This is a genomic window from Shewanella sp. AC34-MNA-CIBAN-0136, from assembly GCF_040309945.1.
Lineage (GTDB): Bacteria > Pseudomonadota > Gammaproteobacteria > Enterobacterales > Shewanellaceae > Shewanella.
Window position 1 is genome coordinate 106,705 of the sequence record NZ_JBEOPJ010000015.1, and the last position, 21,468, is coordinate 128,172.

Here is a 21,468-nt window from a genome sequence, read left to right on the forward strand (position 1 = left end):
GCAGGCGTAAGCCCGATGACGCGTGTCATTAAGCAAGTAGGAAAAATAGCGCTATTGGCGTCAATGACGTGCGCTATTTCATTACCCGTTATGGCTGCGCAACATCCAAACTTAGTCATAAACCAGCAAGATGTGGCAGCCATGAAACAAGCCATCACTCAACCTGGGACATTTCAAAATGCTTTCAATGCCACACAGAATAGTGTCGATAAAGGACTGGTTCAGCCAATTGAAGTACCAGTACCCAGAGATGCCGGTGGTGGTTATACCCACGAAAAACACAAAAGTAATTACCAACAAATGTATGACACGAGCATTATTTATCAGCTGACTGGTGATAAAAAATATGCCACATACGTTAAAGACATGCTGTTGCAATATGCCACACTTTACCCAACGCTACCTTTGCACCCTATGCGTAAAAGTAACAATGAAGGTAAACTTTTCTGGCAAGGACTCAATGAAGCAGTTTGGTTGGTACACACCATTCAGGCGTACGACTTTATCTATGATGCGTTAACACCTGCAGAACGTAATACCATCGAAACGGGTGCAATAATACCCGCTGCACTCTTTTTGTCAGAACAATCGCCGCACACCTTTAATAAAGTTCATAACCACGGCACTTGGGCCACTGCTGCGGTTGGCATGAGCGGATATGTACTCGATAAGCCACTTTGGGTTGAACGTGCTTTATACGACTTAAATCTCGCCAAAAAAGGCGGTTTTATGCGTCAGTTGGACGAATTGTTTTCACCAGACGGTTATTACAATGAAGGGCCATATTATCAACGTTATGCATTAATGCCATTTGTGACGTTTGCTAAAGCTATTGAGCAAAACGAACCGCAGCGTAAGATTTTTCAATACCGTGACGGTATTTTACTTAAAGCCATTACCAGCACAGTTGAACTCAGTTATAACCAGCTGTTTTTTCCCCTTAACGATGCGATTAAAAGCAAAGGCATCGACACTATTGAACTCGTCAACGGCGTCGCCATTGCTTATGGTCTCAACGGCGATCCACGTTTATTAGATATTGCACAGCAACAACACAATATTTTATTAACGGGTGATGGGCTTAAAGTTGCACAAGGGTTAGACAATAAACTACAACAGCCCTTTCCATTCGTTTCGACATTATTCCGTGATGGCCAACAAGGTGATGACGGTGCATTAGTGGTTATGCGTCAAGGTAAAGCAACCGACCAAGCCATTGTATTTAAAGCGACTGCGCAAGGTTTAGGTCATGGCCATTTTGATAAGTTAACCTGGCAGTTTTACGATGCTGGTAATGAAATCGTATCCGATTATGGCGCTGCACGTTTTCTAAATGTTGAGGCAAAATTTGGTGGCCGTTATTTACCTGAAAATGAATCATGGGCTAAACAAACCATTGCCCATAACACTTTAATTGTTGACGAGAAAAGTCATTTTAATGGCAAGCTTAAAGCGGCTAACAAAAATAACCCTACATTACACTTCTACTCAGCAAAGCAAGACCTCACCATCGCGTCGGCTTCTATCGATACCGCTTATGATGATGTCGCATTTAAGCGCACTCTCGCCTTAGTCAACATCAAGCAACGTGATGCGGTAATTGGCATCGATATAATGCGTGTTACAGCTAACAAGCCACATCAATACGACTTACCCGTGCATTATCAAGGGCAATTAATCGATACCAACTTTGACAGACAGGCATCCTTGACTCAATTGTCTGCTTTGGGTACCGAAAATGGTTATCAACATCTATGGTTGTTAGCAACTGCTAACCTAGCCAAAGACAAAGCCGCTAATAAACTGGCTAAAGTCACTTGGTTAAATGATAACGGCCATTTTTATACCCTTAGCACGTTAGTTAATACTAACTTTAACAACGCCACTGACGAGCAAATGTTATTCACCCAATTGGGTGCCAACGATCCGGATATGAACTTACGCCAACAGCAGTCGTTCATTCACCGAGTGAATGCTACTAATCATACTTATGTCAGCGTGATGGAGCCACACGGCGAGTACAACCCATCAAAAGAATACACCTTAGAAGCCACCAGCAGTATTGCTGAGCTGATTCATCATCAACAAGCTGATCTAGAAGCGGTGCAAATACGCTTTACCGATGGACAACAATATCTATTAGCAATCAACCACGCAGATATCGCTGTGACTCAAGAAACTCAAAGTGTCATTAGCGTCAATGGGGTGCAATACCCATTTAGCGGACGCGCCGAATTATTAGACATTAAAGAATTCAAGTAACACAAAATTAAAATAAAAAGGAATAAACACCATGCAGCAAAGTGAACATTTTTCATTTGGGGAACAAACAGAAATCGAAGATATTGGCGGAGGGTTAAAGCGCCAAATGCTTGGATTTAATCATGAACTCATGGCAGTAAAGATTTGGTTTGATAAGGGAGCAGAAGGCTATGTGCATGCTCATCGCCATTCACAAGTATCTTATGTGGTAGAAGGTGAGTTTCATGTCAATGTCGATGGCGTGATTAAGGTGCTAACGGCTGGAGACAGTTTCTTTGTGCCACCTCATGTAGACCATGGTGCAGTTTGCCCAACTGGCGGCATTTTAATTGATACCTTTAGCCCGGCTAGAGAAGATTTTGTTGAGGGTTTAGCATGAAAAAAGTTCCCCTTAAATTGAAGCACCTACGTTGGCTTGTTGTCAGCTTAGTGGCACTCGCTACTGTCATTAACTATATCGACCGATCTGCCCTTGCCATTATGTGGCCAGGCATTGCAGAAGATTTAGGTTTAGATAAAAGTGATTATGCCAACATTATTACGGTGTTCATGATCTCATACGCAATTGGTCAGTCTCTTTTTGGTAAGATATTTGATGCTATTGGTACACGCTTAGGTTTTTTACTATCCATTGTAGTGTGGTCGGTCTCAATCGCCCTCCATGCTGTTGCAGCAAGCGTTACCTCATTTGCTATTTTTAGAGCCATGCTCGGGCTAGGTGAAGCGGGTAACTGGCCTGGCGCAACCAAAGCGAATGCTGAATGGTTTCCGATTAAAGAACGCGCTCTAGCACAAGGCATCTTCAATGCTGGTGCGTCTTTAGGCTCGATTATCGCCCCACCATTAATTGCTTTTTTGTATGCCTTTTTAGGATGGCAGGCAACCTTTATCGTCATTGGTAGTTTGGGTATTCTTTGGATTTTACCTTGGTTGATTGTTTATAAATCATCACCAGACTCACATCCATGGATCACTGAAGAAGAACGCCAACATATCTTAACCGGACAACGATGCACTTCAGAAAAACAACAGGACAAAGAATACGTGCCCACTATGGGACAGTTATTACGCCACCGTCAAACTTGGGGAGTGATTGCAGCACGTTTCTTTATCGACCCTATCTGGTGGTTATTTGTTGCTTGGCTACCATTGTATTTAAACGAAAAATTTGGCTTTGATGTTAAACAAATTGGCGCATTTGCTTGGTTACCTTATGTCGGAGCTGCCATCGGAGCATTATTTGGTGGCTGGTTTAGTGGCCACTTGATGAGCCGAGGCTGGTCGGTGAATAAAGCCCGTCGTAGTGCAATTGTCTTAGGTTGTATGGTTATGCTGCCAGCACTGTTACTGACATCTCTTGCTGCAACGCCTTGGATGGCAATGGGCCTTATAGCGCTTATCTTATTTGGTTTTCAAACCGCTATTGGCAACGTTCAAACATTACCAAGTGATTACTTCTCCGGTAAAACTGTCGGAACCTTAGCTGGTATTAGTGGTACATCGGCAGTATTAAGTGTAATTATCACCATCCAATTAGTGCCAATGATGACCAAAGGCGGTGACTATACGCCATTCTTTATTTTAGGTGCGGCGTTAGTTCCACTAGCATTAATTTCGTTGTGGTTAGGCGGAAAAATTGAACCGGTAAAAAGGAAGGCATAACCGTGAAGAGTCTGTATTTATTTGGTGAGTGTATGGTCGAATTACAGCGTGTAACGGCCACCAGTTTACAGCAATCTTTTGCTGGTGACGTGTATAACACTGGGGTTTACCTTAAACGCACCTTTAGTGATATTAACACCCACCTAGTCACAGCCATTGGCCAAGATAGTTTTAGCCAGGCCATGTTGCAGCGCTTTGAAGATGAAAAAATTAATACTGATATGGTCTTTCAAAGCACCGACAAAATTGCCGGTCTGTATGCAATACAAACCGACAGTAAAGGCGAGCGCAGCTTTACATACTGGCGCAACGATTCAGCCGCCAAGCAAATCATGCAATTTATTGACGATGCAGCCATCAGTAAAATATCTCAGGCAGATATGGTGTTTTTTTCGGGCATTTCTTTAGCAGTAATTAATGAAGAAGATCGCGACGCATTTTGGTTACTGATTAAACAATGCAAGCAAGCAGGTGTCAGTATTGTATTTGACCCTAACTACCGCGCAAGAATGTGGCACAGTCCAGACCAGGCAAAGGCACAGTTTGATATTGCGTTTAGTGTGGCCGATGTCGTACTGCCAGGTGTTGATGACTTTAATCAACTTTACGGTATTAGCTCCGTTGAAGACATTATTGCGTTCTGCCAGCCTTACGACATTAACGAGCTGGTGATAAAAAATGGTGAAAACGGCATTAATTATCTGATTAATGGCCAGCAACAGCATTTCTCAATCACACCAGTAACGAATGTTGTCGACACCACATCAGCGGGTGACTCATTTAACGGGGTGTATTTAGGCGCACGCTTAACTGGCGCAGATATCAGCACAGCGATAAAATTAGCCTCTCAAGCAGCAGGATTTGTGATCCAACATAAAGGTGCCATTGCACCTAAAATTGAGTTTCATCAATTTATTGAACGTCAAAAATTAATGATGCAATAACAGCTAAAGAGTCATCTTTTGTCGCTTGTAAAAAGGCTTGATAACACTGAGTTATCAAGCCTTTTTATTTGCTAAGAAAAAGTAATATATCGCCTGTTGAGCCATTCGTGTTTTAGCTTCAAAACAAGTAATATTACTGAATCATTTCGATAATTTACCCTATTAAAGCAATAAGAAGACATTGAACATGGACTATTTAGCCATCAATAAACACGCATGGAACCAGCGAACCCAAATCCACCTCGACTCAACATTTTATGACTTAGAGGCATTTATCCAAGGTAAGTCATCATTAAACCCCATTGAACTTGAACAAGTCGGCGATGTGCACCACAAAAGCCTGTTGCACCTACAATGCCACTTTGGACAAGACAGCTTATCGTGGGCAAGGCTTGGCGCCAATGTCACTGGCGTAGATTTATCAAGCGAATCGATTGCAACTGCAAAAAAGCTGGCTGCTCAATTACACTTACCAGCAACATTCATCAACAATGACATCTATCAATTTGGTGATCACAATACCGAGCAATATGACATCGTATTCACCTCTTATGGGGTGTTAGCTTGGTTACCCGATTTAACTCGCTGGGCGCAAACCATTGCAGGAGCATTACGTCCAGGCGGTGAATTTCATTTGGTTGAGTTCCACCCTTTTAATGATGTGCTGTGTGGTTATGGCTACTTTCCACAGACACAACCGGATATCGAAGATGAAGTCACCTACACCGAAAACCACAACGACCAAATTGAAACGGTAGTCACTTGGCCGCATCCGATAAGCGAAGTTATTAGCGCACTTATTAGTGCAGGACTCAGTATCGAAGCGTTTAACGAACACCCTTACAGTCCCTACAACTGCGTTGAAGGTTTGGAGTTTGTGGTAGGCAAAGGTTACCAGCTAAAACATCAAGACCACCTCATCCCACTTATTTACTCTATTAAAGCAAGTAAAGTGGGATAAGTACTAGCCTGAAGCTTGTTTACAGCGGGCTCAAATATCGGTTTTAGTGGATGACTGTTGATGTGTTGAAGGCGGTGCAAATAATATCCGTAAACGTTGTGTTAGCGATAATTGCGCTTGGGTAACATCACCCCACATGTCGCGCCATTCACTAAACGTTACCACTAACGGATTAAAACTGTTTACCGGTTTGGTAATACCGTACACCACAGTTTCATTTTCAGGCTCAAACGTACCAAACATTTTGTCCCATATAATCAGCACACCGGCATAATTTTTGTCGATATATTGTGGGTTACGTCCATGATGCACACGATGATGGGACGGTGTATTGAAAATCAATTCTAACGGTCCTAACGATTTAATCGCTTGAGTGTGAACAAAGAACTGCAATCCAAGGTTGAGCAACACCGCAAACACCACCCAGTTAGGATCAAAGCCAATCACCACCAGCGGTAACCAAAACAACCACATGCCTGCCAACGGGTACATTAAGCTTTGTCTAAAGGCGGTGCTGAAGTTCATGTTTTCTGAGCTGTGATGCACCACATGTGCAGCCCACATCCAACGGATACGATGGCTAGCGCGATGAAACCAGTAATAACAAAAGTCTTGCGCAATGAGCAATAAACCAAAAGTGAATAATGTCATTTCGATATCAAATAAGCGCCAGCCAAAAAAGTGTAAGTAGATCGTTGCAATCAATAAGCCCGCGATAATATCCGCCACTTGATGCATGCCAGCCAATACAAAATTACACAATACTTCGGCAGGACGATATTGAGCATTACTCGGTAATCGCTGGGCGCGAACACCAAACCACCATTCCAGTAAAATGCAGCCGAAAAAAATCGGGGCTAACACCAGTAATAACCACTCTGGGTGAGCTATCAGTAAATCCATGTCCATATGTTATCCATTTCTATTTATTATTATTGAGTCAATGTTTGTACTAGTGGTTCACTATTTCTGGTTCCTAATCAAAGTGCTCTTTTGGCGAAACCCATTTGAGTAAACCGCTTTAATAATCCGTTTTTAATAGGCCGTTTTTAATAGGCCGTTTTTAATAGGCCATTTTTAATAGGCCGTTTTTAATAGGCCATTTTTAATAGGCCGTTTTTAATAAGCCATAGACTAAAAAGGTCACTAATCTAGTCGACACCGTTAATCGTCATCACCATTTGGCAAAATGATCTTCTGTTAATCCTAGCTGGTTAGTTAACTTATATTGATTACCATTGTTGTCGCAAATCACTCCGCTAAAGTAGCCAATGTATTGTCTAAAGTTGTTTTTTAACCAGATTAAATTGAGCTTTTCGCTGCGTTGATTTAACGGCCTAAAATGCAAATCGACATTGCCATCATTAGTGGTGATATGCCACACATCTTGTTGTGAGTGTCGATTAAAATCAAACTGTGCCCCGCCCAGTATATGGCGTTGGCCATTTATCCACATCACATTTTCTGTTTGACCCGTTTCATTAACGCCAGCGGCTAAATTCAACCCAATAATCCCGGCGTCAGTTTTGGCATTCATTGAAGCCCAGCGCCAACTGGTTTCGCGGCGCATAAACCCAGCCGAAAAGTCATAACCTGCAAGCGCATATTGTAAAGGCTGCGGTTCATGATGAATAGTTAATTGCCCTGTTACGGCCAAGCCATTGTGCTTTTGAGTATAGGTCCAACCGTTATAACCCGTTGGGGTACACAAACTGATGGGTAAACTCAACGGCGCAGGTTGAATACGTAAATTGGCTTGTATGTCTGCAAGGTTAATCTCGACTTGCCATTGTCCGTCGACAATATTGATAACAATACCTTTGTGTTTACGGCCAATTTCGGCGCGCCCACGCTTAGGAGAGTCACTTAGCTGGCAGCCAAACCCGAATGGCGTTAGCCATTGCGTTTGTGTCAGCTTGTTAGTTTTAATGTCATAAAGGTAGCAAAAACCATTGGCGACATAACGAATATCGGCAATCGCCAGGGCGATAATATAATGAGGAGTGATAATACTAACGAATTGGAATTGTTTAAAATCAAAGTACTTAGCCATTGCCGATGCAGGCTTGTCCATTACCGTCGAATAAGCAAACTGATTAACATTGAGTGAATCAACAATCCCATCAAAAATGCCAAACACAGGCTGGCCGTTGACATTAATCAATTTATCAGGAGCCAATTGCGGCTGTTTATGTTGCATTACATTACCTACATCATGTTGTTTATCAAACTTAAGTTACATATCACTAACCTGAATTGATCAGTCATTAATGTCAATAACCAAGTATATGGTTGCCGTATTATCCCATTAAAATGACGTTAAAATGACGTTAAAACCAGATATTAATAAGTGATGACGCCTGCATAACTTGTAATGGGCATCACTCTAGTTCTCTTTATAACAACATAACCTTAGCGATACTGGAAACCCAGACAAATTCTGGTATCATTTATCTACCTTTTACTGGTTATTGTTGTCTCATGAAGTTATTGATCCCTATTTTACTGTCTACATTATTGTTATCGGCTTGCGCAAGTTATGAACCGACTCATGTTGGTCTTAATCCCACGCTGGGTCCGATTCAGTTACAAACTGAAGTCGATTTCCCTGTACTGGTCGACACCATCGATACTCGCGAAGCAAGCTTTGTGGTGCGCTTTAATGAAGAAGGCAAATCACCAAGATTAGTCAGCGCCAGTGAGCCCATCCGTCAACAGTTGGATACACTGTTCCGTAATGGCATGAACAAAGCCGGTTATGTTATTGACCCTGCCGCACGCAATTCAGTGCAGTTTCAGCTAAATTACTTGTTAGCTGACGTCACGGATACCACGTTCAGTTACGAATCAAAAACACGTTTAGTTATCAATGTATTGGCTAAAAACTCACAACAAGAGTTCACCAAATCCTATAACGCTAATGGCTATTTAAAAGGCCCGTTAAGCCCAGATTTTGCCACCCTTGAATTAGATATCACCAAACTCGTTGATAAGCTCACCACTGAAATTCTTAACGATGAAGAGTTACACCAATTTATTCAACGTTAATCCAACCCGCTTTATCAGGTATTGGCATCGAGAGATGCCAATAAAAAAGGACGTCACATTATGTTGAAATGGTTATCCACTTGCCTACTGTTATTGACCAGCTTAAGTTCCAACGCTGCGGTCGACATTCAAAAAGACACTTTATATCCGCAAGTAGAGTTGGACACCTCTATGGGGAAAATAGTGGTTGAGTTAGATCGCACTCGTGCACCGCTTACCGTAGATAACTTTTTAACCTATGTGGTTAAAGGCGAATATGACAATACTATTTTTCATCGTGTGATTGCCGAATTTGTGGTGCAAGGTGGCGGGTTAACCACTAAATTAGAAGAACGCCCTTCGCTAGAGCCTGTTGTAAATGAGTCAGGTAATGGTTTATCAAACTCCCTTGGCACAATTGCCATGGCTCGAGATAACGATCCTCATTCAGCAACACGTCAGTTTTACTTCAACCTAGGTGACAATAAAAAATTAGACCCTTCTAAACGTCGTTGGGGCTATACCGTTTTTGGTGAAGTGACTCAGGGGATGGATATATTAGAAGCCATTTCATTGGTACCAACTGAACATAACACCACCCTAAATTGGCCCGATTTTCCGGTTAATACTGTCATGTTGAAAAAAGCGACTCTACTGCCTCGCTAATATCCCACTAATCGCCTATACCTACCGATGGTCATGTTAATGCATGCCATCGGCATTTATGTTGTCTCCAACAATGTCATATTGGCCAGTCTTATCTCGGTCAGTCTTATCTCGGTCAATATTATCTCAACCAGTTTTAGCTCGATTAATTGGTCCAAACTTGCTCAATATTGTGACGTCATAAATTGTTACCCTATACATTTTTACTAGCTGATAAATCAACTAAATAGCACTATTGAATGACTGAATCGACACTTTTTTAAGCTTTTGACTATCGACAGCTAAATTAACGTCTATACTCTATTTGACCCATTCACCTAGTTAGCTGCGCAATTCTTCGCAACCGCATTTCGAATATTCAAGGACGCAATTATGATGACGGCTAATGATTTTATTGAAACAAAAGCACCACAACTTGCCTATTTTGGTAAAGCTTTTTTAAATAACCAATTAGATTACCAAGAGATACAGCTCTATATGTGGGATGTGCTGGAAGAGTGGCAATTTATATCAAATAATCCCATCCAATTAGCCGAACAACCTAGCGATACCGAGAAAGTGTTTTGGCACTTGTTGTATTGCTTCGATCATTGGTCTGGTTGGGCAATTAAAGGCAACCAATACTTACGCCAGCAAGTTCATGAATGTTGCGACTACATTAATATTGGCGGCAATGTGCCACAAAGTTGTATTGGTATCAGACCTTAAGGCGATTATCTTAAATCTGCTCTGAATGCTAATTTAACCTCAAACTGACTGAATAATCTTTTAGAATGGCTTGAACCTAAACCCCTTGCAACATAAGCTAGAGCCATTCTCCTTTATCCAGTTGTCTTATGTCGGTTTTCTTGTCTCGTACCCGTGAAGCGTTATCGGTTTACTACCACAAACGAGTATTTATTTTACTCTTGCTGGGGTTTTCTGCCGGCTTACCATTAATGTTAGTCTTTTCGACCTTAAGTTTTTGGTTACGTGAAGCTGGCATCGACCGAGCGGCGATTGGTTATTTTAGCTGGATAGCACTAACGTATGCATTTAAATGGGCGTGGTCGCCATTAGTCGATCGTATGTCATTGCCCTTTTTTACCCGTTTTTTAGGACGACGACGCGGATGGATGCTGTTCGCACAACTGTGCTTAGTCGGCGCCATACTCGGTATGTCTGTTAGCGATCCAGTGGTCAATCTTGAACGTTTGGCCTTATGCGCCCTACTTTTGGCATTTGCCTCCGCCACCCAAGACATTGTCATTGATGCTTTTCGGATTGAATCCGCCCCTGAAAAAATGCAAGCAGCGCTTGCTGCAGCGTACCAAGTCGGTTATCGCAGTGCGATGATCATTGCCACAGCAGGCGCATTAACCATTGCAGCTTGGGTGTCTCCTGGCGATGATGCTTACAACTTAGAAGCTTGGCAAACAGCTTACTTTGCCATGGCGATGTTAATGGGCATTGGTATCATTACCACGTTATGTGCCAAAGAACCGCAGGTCGATACCAAACAGGCTGACGATAAAGAACGCCTATTAAGAGCCGAGTTTGCTGCCAAATACCCTGCTAAAGTCGCTGGGGCATTAGCCTGGTTATACAGCGCTAGCGTATTGCCTTTTATTGACTTTTTTAAGCGTTATGGCAAAAGCGCTATTCTGATTTTGTTGTTAATCTCGTGCTATCGCATTTCCGATATTGTCATGGGTATTATGGCAAATGTGTTTTATGTTGATATCGGGTTTAGCAAAGAAGAAATCGCTTTTATCAGTAAAGTCTATGGTTTGATCATGACCTTAGTCGGCGCCGCTTTTGGTGGTGTATTATTGATGCGTTATGGCACCATGAAGATTCTATTCTTGGGTGCCTTATTAGTCGCGGTCACTAATCTGTTGTTTGCTTGGCAGGCGTATATTGGTTATAACGTACCGTTTTTAACCTTGGCCATATCGGTAGATAATTTTAGTGCTGGTATCGCAACCGCAGCGTTTATCGCTTATTTGTCCAGCTTAACCAGCAGTGGATATAGTGCGACACAATATGCGTTATTGTCTTCGATAATGTTACTATTTCCTAAATTTATCGCAGGGTTTTCGGGCTTGTATGTTGATGCTTTTGGTTACATCAATTTCTTTATTGCTGCGAGTTTAATTGGCTTTCCGGTGTTGCTATTAGTGGTGTTGGTGAATCGATCGCAAAACCAAAATTTAAAATAAAAGTGAGGTAATAGAAAAATTACTGATGTGGCAAAATCATCTTTTTAGCTAACCTAACTTGATTAAAATTAGCATAGCGACACCAACACAACCTTGTAATACTTTATCTGATGGCATTTTTAAATCACAGTTTTTATTAATCAAAAAGTGTTTCATCACAAAGCCGAAATGATAAACAGACTTGACAGTACTCTCTTCAAATCGGTCTTATCACTAAGCCTCGCCCAACTGGCTGAAATGAAAAATATGTTTACCTTAAGACTATTTGTTGTATGGTAATATTCAGCAGATAAATATGTGTAGGGTTAAGAGATTTTTGACTGACTTGTGGAGGGCGTTCTACTAGGACACCAGCTTGGTTCAGACGATAAAACAACAAAGCGCTGCATCATAGTGTTTGAACGGATAAATAATGATTCAACTTTACTCCTTACCTTTAATTGTCTGCTCTAGCATCAGCTTTATTCTAAGCTTGTTTTTCATGCTGCTATATCATCGTCTGAAATCACGTCACGAAGAACAAGTGTACTATTACTTGATTTTTTCGCTATCAGCATTGTTAAGTAGTGTCTTTTTAGCAGCCTTTGCGATCCTCATTAATTCTTCTGAAAATCTCGATTATCTCAATATATCCAACCGAGTGACCATCATTACTGCAATGTTCACCATTGTGATTGGCCTGCATTTCTTTGTCGCATTCTTTGAATATAAAGCCCCTGTGCTACTCAAATTATGCTATGCCATATGTGGCGTCTTTTCTTTACTAGCCTTGGTACCAAATCAATATTTTCTAGCCAAAGAGTATTATGCCACCTCAACATATTACACCGGCCTGGTATTTGGTCCTTTATTCCAGCTGTGGGGGATCTGGATACTGTTATTAGCAGGATACTGTATCGTTATTCTTACTCGGATCTATGTGCGTCAATACAAAAAGAAAAATAATTCTCTTGGCACAGTGCAATTACTTTTAGGGGCTACGAGCATATGGATGGTAACTGGCGTAGCTGATACCTTAACAGGAATACAAGTTATTGATCTGCCGCCCTTAACATGGGTTGGTTCTTTTTTAGTAACATGCTGCAATGCTTGGATTCTAGTCCTTCATATTGACGATCTTTATGAGCAAAGGCGACAGTTAAATAATCGTCTTATGTATGATCATCTTACTCAGGCTTTCTCACGCAGCTACTTTGAATTCCGTTTGACCGAAGCCATTAATAAAATGTCGAGAAACCATTCAATTAAATTACACCTATGTATATTTGATATAGACAATTTTAAAACCATTAATGATAGTTATGGACATATAAACGGAGATGAATTACTCAAAGCAATCGCAACTATTGTCAAAGAGAACATTCGCCCCATTGATTGCTTTGCTCGTTTGGGCGGAGATGAATTCGTTCTTCTACTTATTGACTTAGATGATCAGCACGCTTATGAGATCGTTGCACGGATCAAAAAGAGTATATTTGAAACCACATTTGGGCTAAGCACACTGCAATTTAGTGCTTCATGTTCTTTTGGGATGGTGAGCTCAGGGGCTGAAAACTTAGTAAGTAAAAATCTATCAAAACAACTATTATCTAAAGCAGATGAAGCCCTCTATATCGCCAAAAATCAAGGAAAGAATACAATTAGAGTGTTAAATCTATCGGCATCAGAAGCACTGATGACCTAGCGTGCTGGAGCAAGAAACGATTGATAATATTTATTATGTATCTATTTAGTCATGGACTCCTATCAATGCTAAGAAGCTATGCAGAATCTGTTACAGAGTCGAACACATTGTCATTCATGATGTTGTCCCCCCATACAATGTACGCTAATCAAAATTGAATATAAGCAAAACAAACTAACGCAAACATTACTTCCCAAAAAAGCCGATAGGGTTTCCCTTATCGGCTTTTTGTCTCTACAGAACTTGCCTGTGGAGAATTTATCACTTCAGGATTAGTCTCTGAAGTTGTCGAACTGGAATGGTTGTCCGAGTTCTGATTCTTTGGCTAGACGCATGACCGCTTGTAGGTCATCGCGCTTTTTGCCAGTGATGCGTACTGAGTCGCCTTGAATAGCGGCTTGCACTTTAAGCTTGCTGTCTTTGATGGCTTTAACTAGCTTTTTAGCAATCAGTGAATCGATACCTTGCTTAAAATTAACTTTTAAACTGAAGGTTTTGCCACTGTGAACCGCTTTGTCATCGACTTCCATTGACGACGGATCGACGTTGCGTTTACTCAACTGAATACGCAAAATATCAACGAGCTGCTTACAAATAAAATCATCTTCCGCTTTTAGCGTGACAACGTTGTCTTTGTATTCAATTTCAATTTCTTTACCACGTAAATCAAATCGGCTAGCCACTTCACGGCGAGAGTTTTCTACCGCGTTACGTAATTCTTCTTCATCAACTTCCGACACAATATCCATAGATGGCATGTTGCTTTCCTCTTTGATTCATCACATTTATATACGGCTATTTTACACTAGGAGTCATTAACAGGATAGTGGAGTACACTTAGGCTCTATTAAACCGATTATCGTGCGCTAATATCCCATTGATTAACAAAATATCATTAACCAGCTATTTTAAATGATAATGTAGTTAAAACGCCCATTCTATTGAGTTTTACGACTATGGGTTTGTCATTATCAATAGTAAAAACGGCCCTTTTTGAACAATTGTTACTTTCTATAGAGGTTAATTAGTGACAATTTTAAACAGGTTTCTTATTATTAGCGATATTCTCATTTCACAAGGCTGATGTTACGCTCGTGATCACTTATAAAAACATTTTTAAACTTGCGTTAGTTGTTGCTGTGATAGTGACTAGCTATCTTGTTTTTTCAAAACCAAGTTACCCGCAAACGTTCGCCCATATGGATAAAGTGGGCCATTTAGGCAGTTTTTTAGCCCTTTCATATCTAGCACATTACGCTTTTAAACCGCGTTGGTATTTTTTGTGTACCTCTTTGGCAGCCTATGCAGTGTTAATTGAATTGATTCAATCTCGCTTACCTTACCGCAGTGCATCAGCTGCCGATGTCATTGCCGATTTTGTCGGGATTGCATTATTTTACTTATTGCACTTTTCTATCAATAAGTACCGTAAATTAAAAGCGAATCGTTAATACCTCATGGTAAGAACATCAGCGTTGCCAGCGTCATCCACACACGACAATAATGCTCTTATTGCCGTTTTAGGTGCAGGTGCGATTGGGCAATTGATGTATCATAAATTGAGTGTTAATACCCAAGAAACTCAAGTAAACGAGGTGATGTTGATTGGCAGAGATAAGCAGACTCGCCATCAACAATTGCGTTTTATTGACCACACCCAACACACCCATGAAGCCTTAGCGACTATATTGGGAACAGATGATAACCGCTTAGCGCGAGTTGAATTACTGTTTGTGTGTGTTAAAGCCTATCAAGTCGAGCAAGCGCTTTTACCTTTATTACCGAAACTGTCGCCTCAATGCCATATTGTATCACTCCATAATGGTTTAGGGCCGCACTTACCTGTTGCTGCAGCCCTTATGCGTTATAAGGATATGGGCTTAACCTTAGGCACCACTTCACAAGCGGCGTTGAAGTTAAGCCCGTGGCAGGTGAAGTACAGTGGTTTGGGTGTGACTCAGCTAGGTCATTATTGTGGCTCTGTTATGTCGGCAGCATTAAAGACATGCTTAACTCGTCTACATAGTGACAACCAACCGATTGAGTGGCATCAACCTGTATTACCAGTCTTGTGGCAAAAGCTGGCCATTAATGCAGTAATAAACCCGTTAACCGCGTTAAATCAGTGTGCGAATGGCCAATTGGCAGCAACAGAATATCAATCACAGATCAGTGCCATTATCGATGAGCTAGTAGAAGTGGCTAAATATGATGGCATCATATTAGATAAGGCGGCTGTCAAAGTGCGGGTTTATCAGGTGATTGAGTTAACCTCGGCAAACTTCTCATCTATGTATCAAGATGTCGCCCACAGCAGACCGACTGAAATTAATGAGATAAATGGCTACATTTGCCAGCAAGCCAAGGCGCTTCATCTTAATGTGCCCAATAATCAATATCTCGTCGACAAGGTTTTGCAATTGAGTAAATCTTGAATGCGATGCTATCACTCGCCTCAACTCAATTTAAATCATCGGGTAAGTCAACCCAAATCAAAATATTTGAACTGATAATTATTTGCTACTGGATTTAGCTCCACATGACCAAAACAGCTGCTATCGCGATTAAAATCAAACCCGCTACATCGTTAATTTTAACTTTATCTTTAAGCCAAAAAACAGCGATCATCAAGGTAAAAAACACCTCAATCTGGCCGAGTGTTTTAACATAAGGCACAGCCTGCAACGACATTGCGCTAAACCAACCAATTGAACCGATACAACTGGTGATACTAATTGATAAGGTTAATGTGGGTCGTTGCCATAACGCCGCTAAAGTCGATTTATCTTTTGCCAGCAAATAACCAATGAGCACGATTGTTTGTAAGCCAATAACCCACAGTAATACCCATGCAGCACGATGCGTAAACGGCCCTTGCAGAGTTAAACTTGCTTCGCGTACCCATAGCGAGGTCAACGCAAAAGCACTGCCACATGCAAGCCCTAATAAGACTGTTTTAACTGAAAGTTGTTTAAAACCCTGTTTACTGCTTAACAACATTATTGCTAAGCCGCCAATAACAACGCCTATCCAGCCTAATAGGGATAATTGTGTGCCGAAAAATAGCACCCCAAGTATTGCAGCGACTAATGCTTCACTTTTAGCCAGCCCGGCACCAATGGCAAAGTTTTGCATTTTAAACAGTTTAACCATCAAGCCTGTTGCTAGAATTTGCATCGATGATGCACCAATAACAAAACCCAAAAATGTCCCTGTAAACTCAGGTAATGCACTAGGTTGATATTGATGTAAACCATACAGATAACACGCAGCAATGGGGCCGGCCCAAATGAATCGAGCCAAGGTAACACCTGCAACACTGACTTCTTTACTGAGTTTGCTTTGAAATGCATTGCGCCACGCCTGCATAAACGCAGCGAGGAAGGTAAACATGATCCACATAATTAACTATTGCTCATTACATAAAAAAGCCCTGAAACTTGGTAAAAAGTCAGGGCTTATACAAGGGCAATTAGATTACTGTTTACGACCATTAAAAGACACTGATTAAATGCCTAATTGATTAAAAATCAACTTACCGCTGTTTCAGTCATTCAATGTCATTGATGGCTTACTTGCTGGTATCAATAAACTCAAAAGATTTAACCAATTCATCTACCGCTTTCATCTGGGTTAGGTATTTCTCTAATAAATGCAGTGGTAGCGCACATGGGCCATCGCATTTTGCATTATCAGGATCGGGATGGGCTTCGATAAATAGACCCGCTAAACCTAATGCCATACCACTACGAGCAAGCTCGGTTGCTTGTGCACGACGTCCACCAGCAGAATCTGCTCGTCCACCAGGGCGTTGTAGTGCATGAGTGGCATCAAATATTACCGGATAACCGGTTTGTTTCATTTCGTCCATGCCTAGCATGTCTACAACGAGGTTGTTGTAACCAAAACTACTGCCACGTTCACATAAAATAATATTGTCATTACCGGCTTCGTTAAACTTGGTAATGATGTGACGCATTTCGTGTGGCGCTAGAAACTGCGGTTTTTTCACATTGATCACTGCACCGGTTTTCGCCATTGCCACTACAAGATCAGTTTGGCGTGCTAAAAATGCAGGCAACTGAATAATATCGACAACTTCTGCAACTGGCGCACACTGATGAATTTCATGCACATCGGTTATCATCGGTACGTTAAAGGTTGATTTTATTTCTTCAAAAATACGTAAACCTTCTTCCATACCAGGGCCACGGTATGAGTTAACCGATGAACGATTGGCTTTATCAAAAGACGCTTTAAACACATATGGAATGCCAAGCTTTTGGGTCACTTCCACATAATGCTCGGCAATCGACATTGCTAAATCGCGCGACTCAAGCACATTCATACCACCAAATAACACGAACGGCTTATCGTTAGCGACTTGAACGTTATTAGATAACTGAATAATTTTTTGATCCATTTGATCCTCTTAGCGCATTACGCTGCAACAATTTGTAATAACTGACCACATAGCCATGCCATGTAAGTACCTAATGCATAACCGAATACTGCCAACAACACCCCTACAGGTGCTAATGCTGGATGGAATGCAGCAGCCACCACTGGCGCCGATGCAGCTCCGCCCACGTTTGCCTGGCTGCCCACTGCCATATAAAACAATGGCGCTTTAATGAGTTTAGCAACCAATAACATTAATCCTGCATGCACTAACATCCACACGATACCGATTAAGAAATAAATCGGCGTATCCATGACTTTAGACACATCCATATGCAAACCTATGGTTGCAACGAGAATGTATAAAAATGCCGAGGCGATTTTAGAGGCGCCAGAGGCTTCAAGATGACGCACAGGGCTAAATGAAAGTCCTAAGCCAATAGTAGTCACAATTACCACTAACCAGAAGAATTTAGAGGTTAAACTGTAATCTTCGGTCCACGGATAGTTGGCTTCAAAGAATGGCCCCAAGAAATCTGCCGCAAAATGGGCAAACCCTGTTACCCCAAACCCAACCGCCACAATTAACATGATGTCGCGAAGTGATGGAATACGTGAATTCTCGGCGTGGTACTTTTCTACTTTCTCTTTTAGTGCTTCAATTGCGGTGGTGTCTGCACCCGTTCTGGCATCAATCTCTTTAGCTTTTGATGCCATAAACAGCAGTACTGCCATCCAAATATTGGCCACGATGACATCTACCGTAACCATTACCGAGAATATCTCACCACCGACCGAATAAATCTCTTTCATCGCGGCTTGGTTTGCACCACCACCAATCCAACTTCCCGCTAAGGTTGTCATGCCGCGCCATACTGCGTCAGGACCATTACCACCTAGTAGTGATGGATCAATCATTGATACACTTAATAGCGCAATCGGTCCGCCAATAACAATCCCCAGCGTGCCGGTTAAAAACATTATCACCGCTTTAGGGCCTAAACTCAGGATGGCTTTTAAATCGACACTTAAAATCAATAACACTAAACACGCAGGTAATAAATACCGCGAAGCAACAAAATACAGTTGTGACGCATGACCATCAATCACGCCAAAAGTGTTTAGTAATGAAGGTAAGAAATAGCACAGTAGTAATGCTGGGATGTATTTATAGAATTTTTGCCAAAACGGATGGGTAGATGAACTAGTGTAAAAAACAAAACCTAAAATAACGGCGAGTATACCCAGTGCGGTGGCATCATTGCTCACCATTGCTGACGTTGTCATGCAGTGTTCTCCCTTACAAATACATTATATTTTTTGTTGTTATTGTGATTGTTATTGCGAAAATCAATGGTGATTCAAATCGCATGATTTCGCAGCAGAGCTTTTAAAACTGAGCTTGCTGGCGCCCGACTTGCGAACTAAAGCCACTTTGAGTTAACCCAAAGCAGCCTGTTCGGCAGGTAATATCACATCATTAATGATAAACCTGCATATGTTGACTGAGTTCCTTTAATTGAATCTTAACCAGTTCAATCACCGGATCATGCGGACTCAAATCAATGAAGTGTTGTAAATCAGACATGGCCACTTTAATGCAACCTAATTGCTGCGCAATAAACGCTCGCTCGCGATTAAGATGTACATCATCTGGATGCCATTGTAATAATAAATTACAGCATTCCATTGCCTGTTCAAATTTATGACTGACAATACAACCCGCTTTTAGCTCATGTAACATGCGGCTAATTAATCGTTTTAGCGTAGCTGTTTTTAGATGACTCGGCTTTAATTTAGCCGCATTACCCAATTCACCACGTACAAATGCATGCAACTGATGACGGCTAAGCTCTTCACCTGTAAGCGGATCATGATATCTAATAACATCATTCACTTGGCTTTTTAATACCGTATTACCGGGTAATAAAACCGCCTCGAGTGTTAAGTCGAGTTGCTTAGCCAATAAAATGAGTAATATTGATAACGTGGTGCTGTTACCTTGACGCTTTAACACGCAATAGCTTAAATCTGCCGCCTCAACACTAAAATAGTCATCGCGAGCACAAAAGCCTAAATCATTGTAAAACCACTTAAACAGACCTTCAAGCCGTGCTTGTTGGTCAACAACATAGTGACTCAATACCGAACCAGCCATTTCATACCATGCCCACATAGCAGGTTTAGAGGTTGAAAAGCCAAGATGTTCAGAGAGTTCAAATGCAGTTTCAGGTATCGAAACTGCATCATCAAGATGATATTTTGCCATTAAAAACCAATTAACCCATGAATACGACTTGTTTAAAATGAGCCAGTTTGGCCGCTAACACTACCCAACCTATTGCACCGATAAAAGCAAAAAACTTAAACAGTTTATTACGGTTAGATTTAAGTGCCATGATGCCTAAAGCAATGTATGCCGCAACACAGATGATTTTTTCTGTCATCCATGGATCAACAAAAGGATATTGTTTGATCATAAAGCAAAGAGTGAAGCCTGATAGTAATAAAAAGGTATCAATAACATGTGGCGCCACTTTAACAAACTTTTTTTCCATAATAGGAGACTGACGTAAATGCAAAACAAAACGCACGATAAAAAAGATCACACTCATGGCAACTAGCATCATGTGAGTATGCTTTACCGCTGGATATAAACTGTAAAATGTTTCCATTAATTAAGTCTCATTAAAAAGGTCAAAATAAAAGGTGGCTAGTCTACTCTATCAACCAGCCACATACCAATATCACGATGAGTGTTATTTACTTAGAAGGGAAACGCCGAGTAAGACAGGATTATCAATCAGCCCATTGTCCTAGCGTACATCGATCATTGCTGCCAAAGTCTCGCACTGTGGCGACATTTTGATAACCCAGCTCAATCAGTTTTTCACGAACTTTGATTGCCTGCTCATAGCCATGCTCAAGCAATAAGTAACCACCGGGAAGTAAATGAGCCCGTGCTTGCTCTGCAATGTAATACAAATCAGCATAACCTTCATTGCCTGCGGTGAGTGCACTTTGCGGTTCAAAGCGAACATCGCCTAAATGAAGATGCTCATCGGCTTCATCAATGTAAGGAGGATTAGACACAATTAAATCAAAATCGCGCTGCTCTACCGCTGAAAACCAGTCCGACTGGATAATTTCTACTTCGGTTAAATTAAGATTACCGCGATTAGCTTTAGCAAGCTCGACAGCCTCAGGCACATTATCAATGGCAGTAATTCGCCATTTTGGGCGCTCAGACGCTAGAGCCAATGCAATGGCCCCCGTTCCGGTACCTAAATCCAATACTTTGGCATTGTGACGCACAGATAAGTTCAGTGCAGTCTCTACTAAAATTTCAGTATCAGGCCGTGGAATAAGGGTGGAGTCGTTGACAATGAAGGGTAATGACCAAAACTCTCGCTCACCAATAATATGCGCAACCGGAGTGCCACTTTGACGCTTAGTAATCATCTGACTATAAGCTTTAAATTGCTCACTGGTCAGCTGCCGCTCAGGCCAAGTGTATAAAAAACTGCGATTTTTATTCATACAATGCAATAGCAATGCCTCTGCATCCACATGTGCAGATTCAGAGGTTGCAGCTAATTGTGAATAAGCCCATTGCAGGGCTTCAGCAATTGTTGAATACGAAGACTGAGTCAAGAGCAC

Annotated in this window: 21 protein-coding genes; 12 read left to right on the forward strand and 9 right to left on the reverse strand. The window is 41.4% G+C overall.

Going from position 1 to position 21,468, the window contains the following annotated elements; all coding sequences use genetic code 11:
- The first annotated feature begins 15 nt into the window (after nucleotides 1-15).
- The 5 genes from AAEY94_RS15235 (at nucleotide 16) to AAEY94_RS15255 (ending at nucleotide 5,829) form a co-directional block, all read left to right on the forward strand.
- Complete coding sequence (locus tag AAEY94_RS15235; RefSeq protein WP_350979188.1) at nucleotides 16-2,262, forward strand: heparinase II/III domain-containing protein; 2,247 nt, start codon at nucleotides 16-18, stop codon at nucleotides 2,260-2,262.
- A gap of 31 nt (nucleotides 2,263-2,293) precedes the next feature.
- A complete protein-coding gene (locus tag AAEY94_RS15240; RefSeq protein WP_162023764.1) occupies nucleotides 2,294-2,641 on the forward strand; it encodes a cupin domain-containing protein in 348 nt (115 codons plus the stop codon).
- On the forward strand, nucleotides 2,638-3,924 hold the full coding sequence (locus AAEY94_RS15245; protein ID WP_101088732.1) for an MFS transporter: 1,287 nt from the start codon (nucleotides 2,638-2,640) through the stop codon (nucleotides 3,922-3,924). Before AAEY94_RS15240 ends, AAEY94_RS15245 begins: the two co-directional genes overlap by 4 nt.
- A gap of 2 nt (nucleotides 3,925-3,926) precedes the next feature.
- Entirely contained in the window at nucleotides 3,927-4,868 is a 942-nt protein-coding gene (locus AAEY94_RS15250; protein WP_350979178.1) for a sugar kinase, read from the forward strand.
- Between the two features lie 187 nt (nucleotides 4,869-5,055).
- Complete coding sequence (locus tag AAEY94_RS15255; protein ID WP_059744773.1) at nucleotides 5,056-5,829, forward strand: class I SAM-dependent methyltransferase; 774 nt, start codon at nucleotides 5,056-5,058, stop codon at nucleotides 5,827-5,829.
- A 30-nt stretch (nucleotides 5,830-5,859) separates the two neighbouring features.
- Here the strand turns inward: AAEY94_RS15255 and AAEY94_RS15260 are convergent, their stop codons facing one another.
- Complete coding sequence (locus AAEY94_RS15260; protein ID WP_350979179.1) at nucleotides 5,860-6,738, reverse strand: sterol desaturase family protein; 879 nt, start codon at nucleotides 6,736-6,738, stop codon at nucleotides 5,860-5,862.
- Nucleotides 6,739-7,003: 265 nt separating this feature from the next.
- Nucleotides 7,004-8,029, reverse strand: a complete 1,026-nt coding sequence (locus AAEY94_RS15265; RefSeq protein WP_350979180.1) for a DUF2804 domain-containing protein — start codon at nucleotides 8,027-8,029, stop codon at nucleotides 7,004-7,006.
- A gap of 281 nt (nucleotides 8,030-8,310) precedes the next feature.
- On the opposite strand from AAEY94_RS15265, the gene AAEY94_RS15270 reads away from it, so the two are divergent.
- From AAEY94_RS15270 to AAEY94_RS15290, 5 genes are all read left to right on the forward strand, one after another.
- Nucleotides 8,311-8,877: a YajG family lipoprotein gene (locus AAEY94_RS15270; RefSeq protein ID WP_011638554.1), complete on the forward strand. Its 567-nt coding sequence runs from the start codon at nucleotides 8,311-8,313 to the stop codon at nucleotides 8,875-8,877.
- A 60-nt stretch (nucleotides 8,878-8,937) separates the two neighbouring features.
- Entirely contained in the window at nucleotides 8,938-9,522 is a 585-nt protein-coding gene (locus AAEY94_RS15275; RefSeq protein WP_101088727.1) for a peptidylprolyl isomerase, read from the forward strand.
- A 375-nt stretch (nucleotides 9,523-9,897) separates the two neighbouring features.
- Complete coding sequence (locus tag AAEY94_RS15280) at nucleotides 9,898-10,230, forward strand: hypothetical protein (protein ID WP_165872343.1); 333 nt, start codon at nucleotides 9,898-9,900, stop codon at nucleotides 10,228-10,230.
- A gap of 128 nt (nucleotides 10,231-10,358) precedes the next feature.
- A complete protein-coding gene (locus AAEY94_RS15285; protein WP_101088725.1) occupies nucleotides 10,359-11,723 on the forward strand; it encodes an AmpG family muropeptide MFS transporter in 1,365 nt (454 codons plus the stop codon).
- A 412-nt stretch (nucleotides 11,724-12,135) separates the two neighbouring features.
- Nucleotides 12,136-13,407 (forward strand): GGDEF domain-containing protein, encoded by a 1,272-nt coding sequence (locus AAEY94_RS15290; protein WP_192114334.1) that lies wholly within the window; start codon nucleotides 12,136-12,138, stop codon nucleotides 13,405-13,407.
- Nucleotides 13,408-13,679: 272 nt separating this feature from the next.
- Here the strand turns inward: AAEY94_RS15290 and AAEY94_RS15295 are convergent, their stop codons facing one another.
- Nucleotides 13,680-14,165, reverse strand: coding sequence for a YajQ family cyclic di-GMP-binding protein (locus AAEY94_RS15295; RefSeq protein WP_101088723.1), 486 nt, complete (start codon nucleotides 14,163-14,165; stop codon nucleotides 13,680-13,682).
- 336 nt (nucleotides 14,166-14,501) lie between these two features.
- Between AAEY94_RS15295 and AAEY94_RS15300 the strand changes: the two genes are divergently transcribed.
- Together AAEY94_RS15300 and AAEY94_RS15305 are read left to right on the forward strand one after the other, a co-directional pair.
- A complete protein-coding gene (locus AAEY94_RS15300; RefSeq protein WP_101088722.1) occupies nucleotides 14,502-14,858 on the forward strand; it encodes a VanZ family protein in 357 nt (118 codons plus the stop codon).
- Between the two features lie 6 nt (nucleotides 14,859-14,864).
- On the forward strand, nucleotides 14,865-15,842 hold the full coding sequence (locus tag AAEY94_RS15305; protein ID WP_350979181.1) for a ketopantoate reductase family protein: 978 nt from the start codon (nucleotides 14,865-14,867) through the stop codon (nucleotides 15,840-15,842).
- A 94-nt stretch (nucleotides 15,843-15,936) separates the two neighbouring features.
- On the opposite strand, the gene AAEY94_RS15310 is transcribed toward AAEY94_RS15305, so the two are convergent.
- From AAEY94_RS15310 to prmC, 6 genes are all read right to left on the reverse strand, one after another.
- Nucleotides 15,937-16,809 carry a DMT family transporter gene (locus AAEY94_RS15310; protein ID WP_350979182.1) on the reverse strand — a complete coding sequence of 291 codons (873 nt, stop codon included), beginning with the start codon at nucleotides 16,807-16,809 and terminating at the stop codon, nucleotides 15,937-15,939.
- A gap of 169 nt (nucleotides 16,810-16,978) precedes the next feature.
- Complete coding sequence (kdsA, locus tag AAEY94_RS15315; protein ID WP_011636211.1) at nucleotides 16,979-17,830, reverse strand: 3-deoxy-8-phosphooctulonate synthase; 852 nt, start codon at nucleotides 17,828-17,830, stop codon at nucleotides 16,979-16,981.
- Between the two features lie 17 nt (nucleotides 17,831-17,847).
- A complete protein-coding gene (locus AAEY94_RS15320) occupies nucleotides 17,848-19,095 on the reverse strand; it encodes a DUF819 family protein (protein ID WP_101088719.1) in 1,248 nt (415 codons plus the stop codon).
- Nucleotides 19,096-19,288: 193 nt separating this feature from the next.
- Nucleotides 19,289-20,077 carry a transglutaminase family protein gene (locus AAEY94_RS15325; protein ID WP_101088718.1) on the reverse strand — a complete coding sequence of 263 codons (789 nt, stop codon included), beginning with the start codon at nucleotides 20,075-20,077 and terminating at the stop codon, nucleotides 19,289-19,291.
- A gap of 10 nt (nucleotides 20,078-20,087) precedes the next feature.
- Nucleotides 20,088-20,483 carry a SirB2 family protein gene (locus AAEY94_RS15330; protein WP_011636208.1) on the reverse strand — a complete coding sequence of 132 codons (396 nt, stop codon included), beginning with the start codon at nucleotides 20,481-20,483 and terminating at the stop codon, nucleotides 20,088-20,090.
- Nucleotides 20,484-20,607: 124 nt separating this feature from the next.
- A complete protein-coding gene (gene prmC / locus AAEY94_RS15335) occupies nucleotides 20,608-21,462 on the reverse strand; it encodes a peptide chain release factor N(5)-glutamine methyltransferase (RefSeq protein WP_059744790.1) in 855 nt (284 codons plus the stop codon).
- Nucleotides 21,463-21,468 lie beyond the last annotated feature (6 nt).

Bases quoted from the DNA above. Each gene is read 5' to 3' on its own strand.
- AAEY94_RS15235 (WP_350979188.1), top strand. From the start codon at position 16: ATGACGCGTGTCATTAAGCAAGTAGGAAAAATAGCGCTATTGGCGTCA.
- AAEY94_RS15240 (WP_162023764.1), top strand. From the start codon at position 2,294: ATGCAGCAAAGTGAACATTTTTCATTTGGGGAACAAACAGAAATCGAA.
- AAEY94_RS15245 (WP_101088732.1), top strand. From the start codon at position 2,638: ATGAAAAAAGTTCCCCTTAAATTGAAGCACCTACGTTGGCTTGTTGTC.
- AAEY94_RS15255 (WP_059744773.1), top strand. From the start codon at position 5,056: ATGGACTATTTAGCCATCAATAAACACGCATGGAACCAGCGAACCCAA.
- AAEY94_RS15260 (WP_350979179.1), bottom strand. From the start codon at position 6,738: ATGGACATGGATTTACTGATAGCTCACCCAGAGTGGTTATTACTGGTG.
- AAEY94_RS15265 (WP_350979180.1), bottom strand. From the start codon at position 8,029: ATGCAACATAAACAGCCGCAATTGGCTCCTGATAAATTGATTAATGTC.
- AAEY94_RS15270 (WP_011638554.1), top strand. From the start codon at position 8,311: ATGAAGTTATTGATCCCTATTTTACTGTCTACATTATTGTTATCGGCT.
- AAEY94_RS15275 (WP_101088727.1), top strand. From the start codon at position 8,938: ATGTTGAAATGGTTATCCACTTGCCTACTGTTATTGACCAGCTTAAGT.
- AAEY94_RS15280 (WP_165872343.1), top strand. From the start codon at position 9,898: ATGACGGCTAATGATTTTATTGAAACAAAAGCACCACAACTTGCCTAT.
- AAEY94_RS15285 (WP_101088725.1), top strand. From the start codon at position 10,359: ATGTCGGTTTTCTTGTCTCGTACCCGTGAAGCGTTATCGGTTTACTAC.
- AAEY94_RS15290 (WP_192114334.1), top strand. From the start codon at position 12,136: ATGATTCAACTTTACTCCTTACCTTTAATTGTCTGCTCTAGCATCAGC.
- AAEY94_RS15295 (WP_101088723.1), bottom strand. From the start codon at position 14,165: ATGCCATCTATGGATATTGTGTCGGAAGTTGATGAAGAAGAATTACGT.
- AAEY94_RS15305 (WP_350979181.1), top strand. From the start codon at position 14,865: ATGGTAAGAACATCAGCGTTGCCAGCGTCATCCACACACGACAATAAT.
- AAEY94_RS15310 (WP_350979182.1), bottom strand. From the start codon at position 16,809: ATGTGGATCATGTTTACCTTCCTCGCTGCGTTTATGCAGGCGTGGCGC.
- kdsA (WP_011636211.1), bottom strand. From the start codon at position 17,830: ATGGATCAAAAAATTATTCAGTTATCTAATAACGTTCAAGTCGCTAAC.
- AAEY94_RS15320 (WP_101088719.1), bottom strand. From the start codon at position 19,095: ATGACAACGTCAGCAATGGTGAGCAATGATGCCACCGCACTGGGTATA.
- AAEY94_RS15325 (WP_101088718.1), bottom strand. From the start codon at position 20,077: ATGGCAAAATATCATCTTGATGATGCAGTTTCGATACCTGAAACTGCA.
- AAEY94_RS15330 (WP_011636208.1), bottom strand. From the start codon at position 20,483: ATGGAAACATTTTACAGTTTATATCCAGCGGTAAAGCATACTCACATG.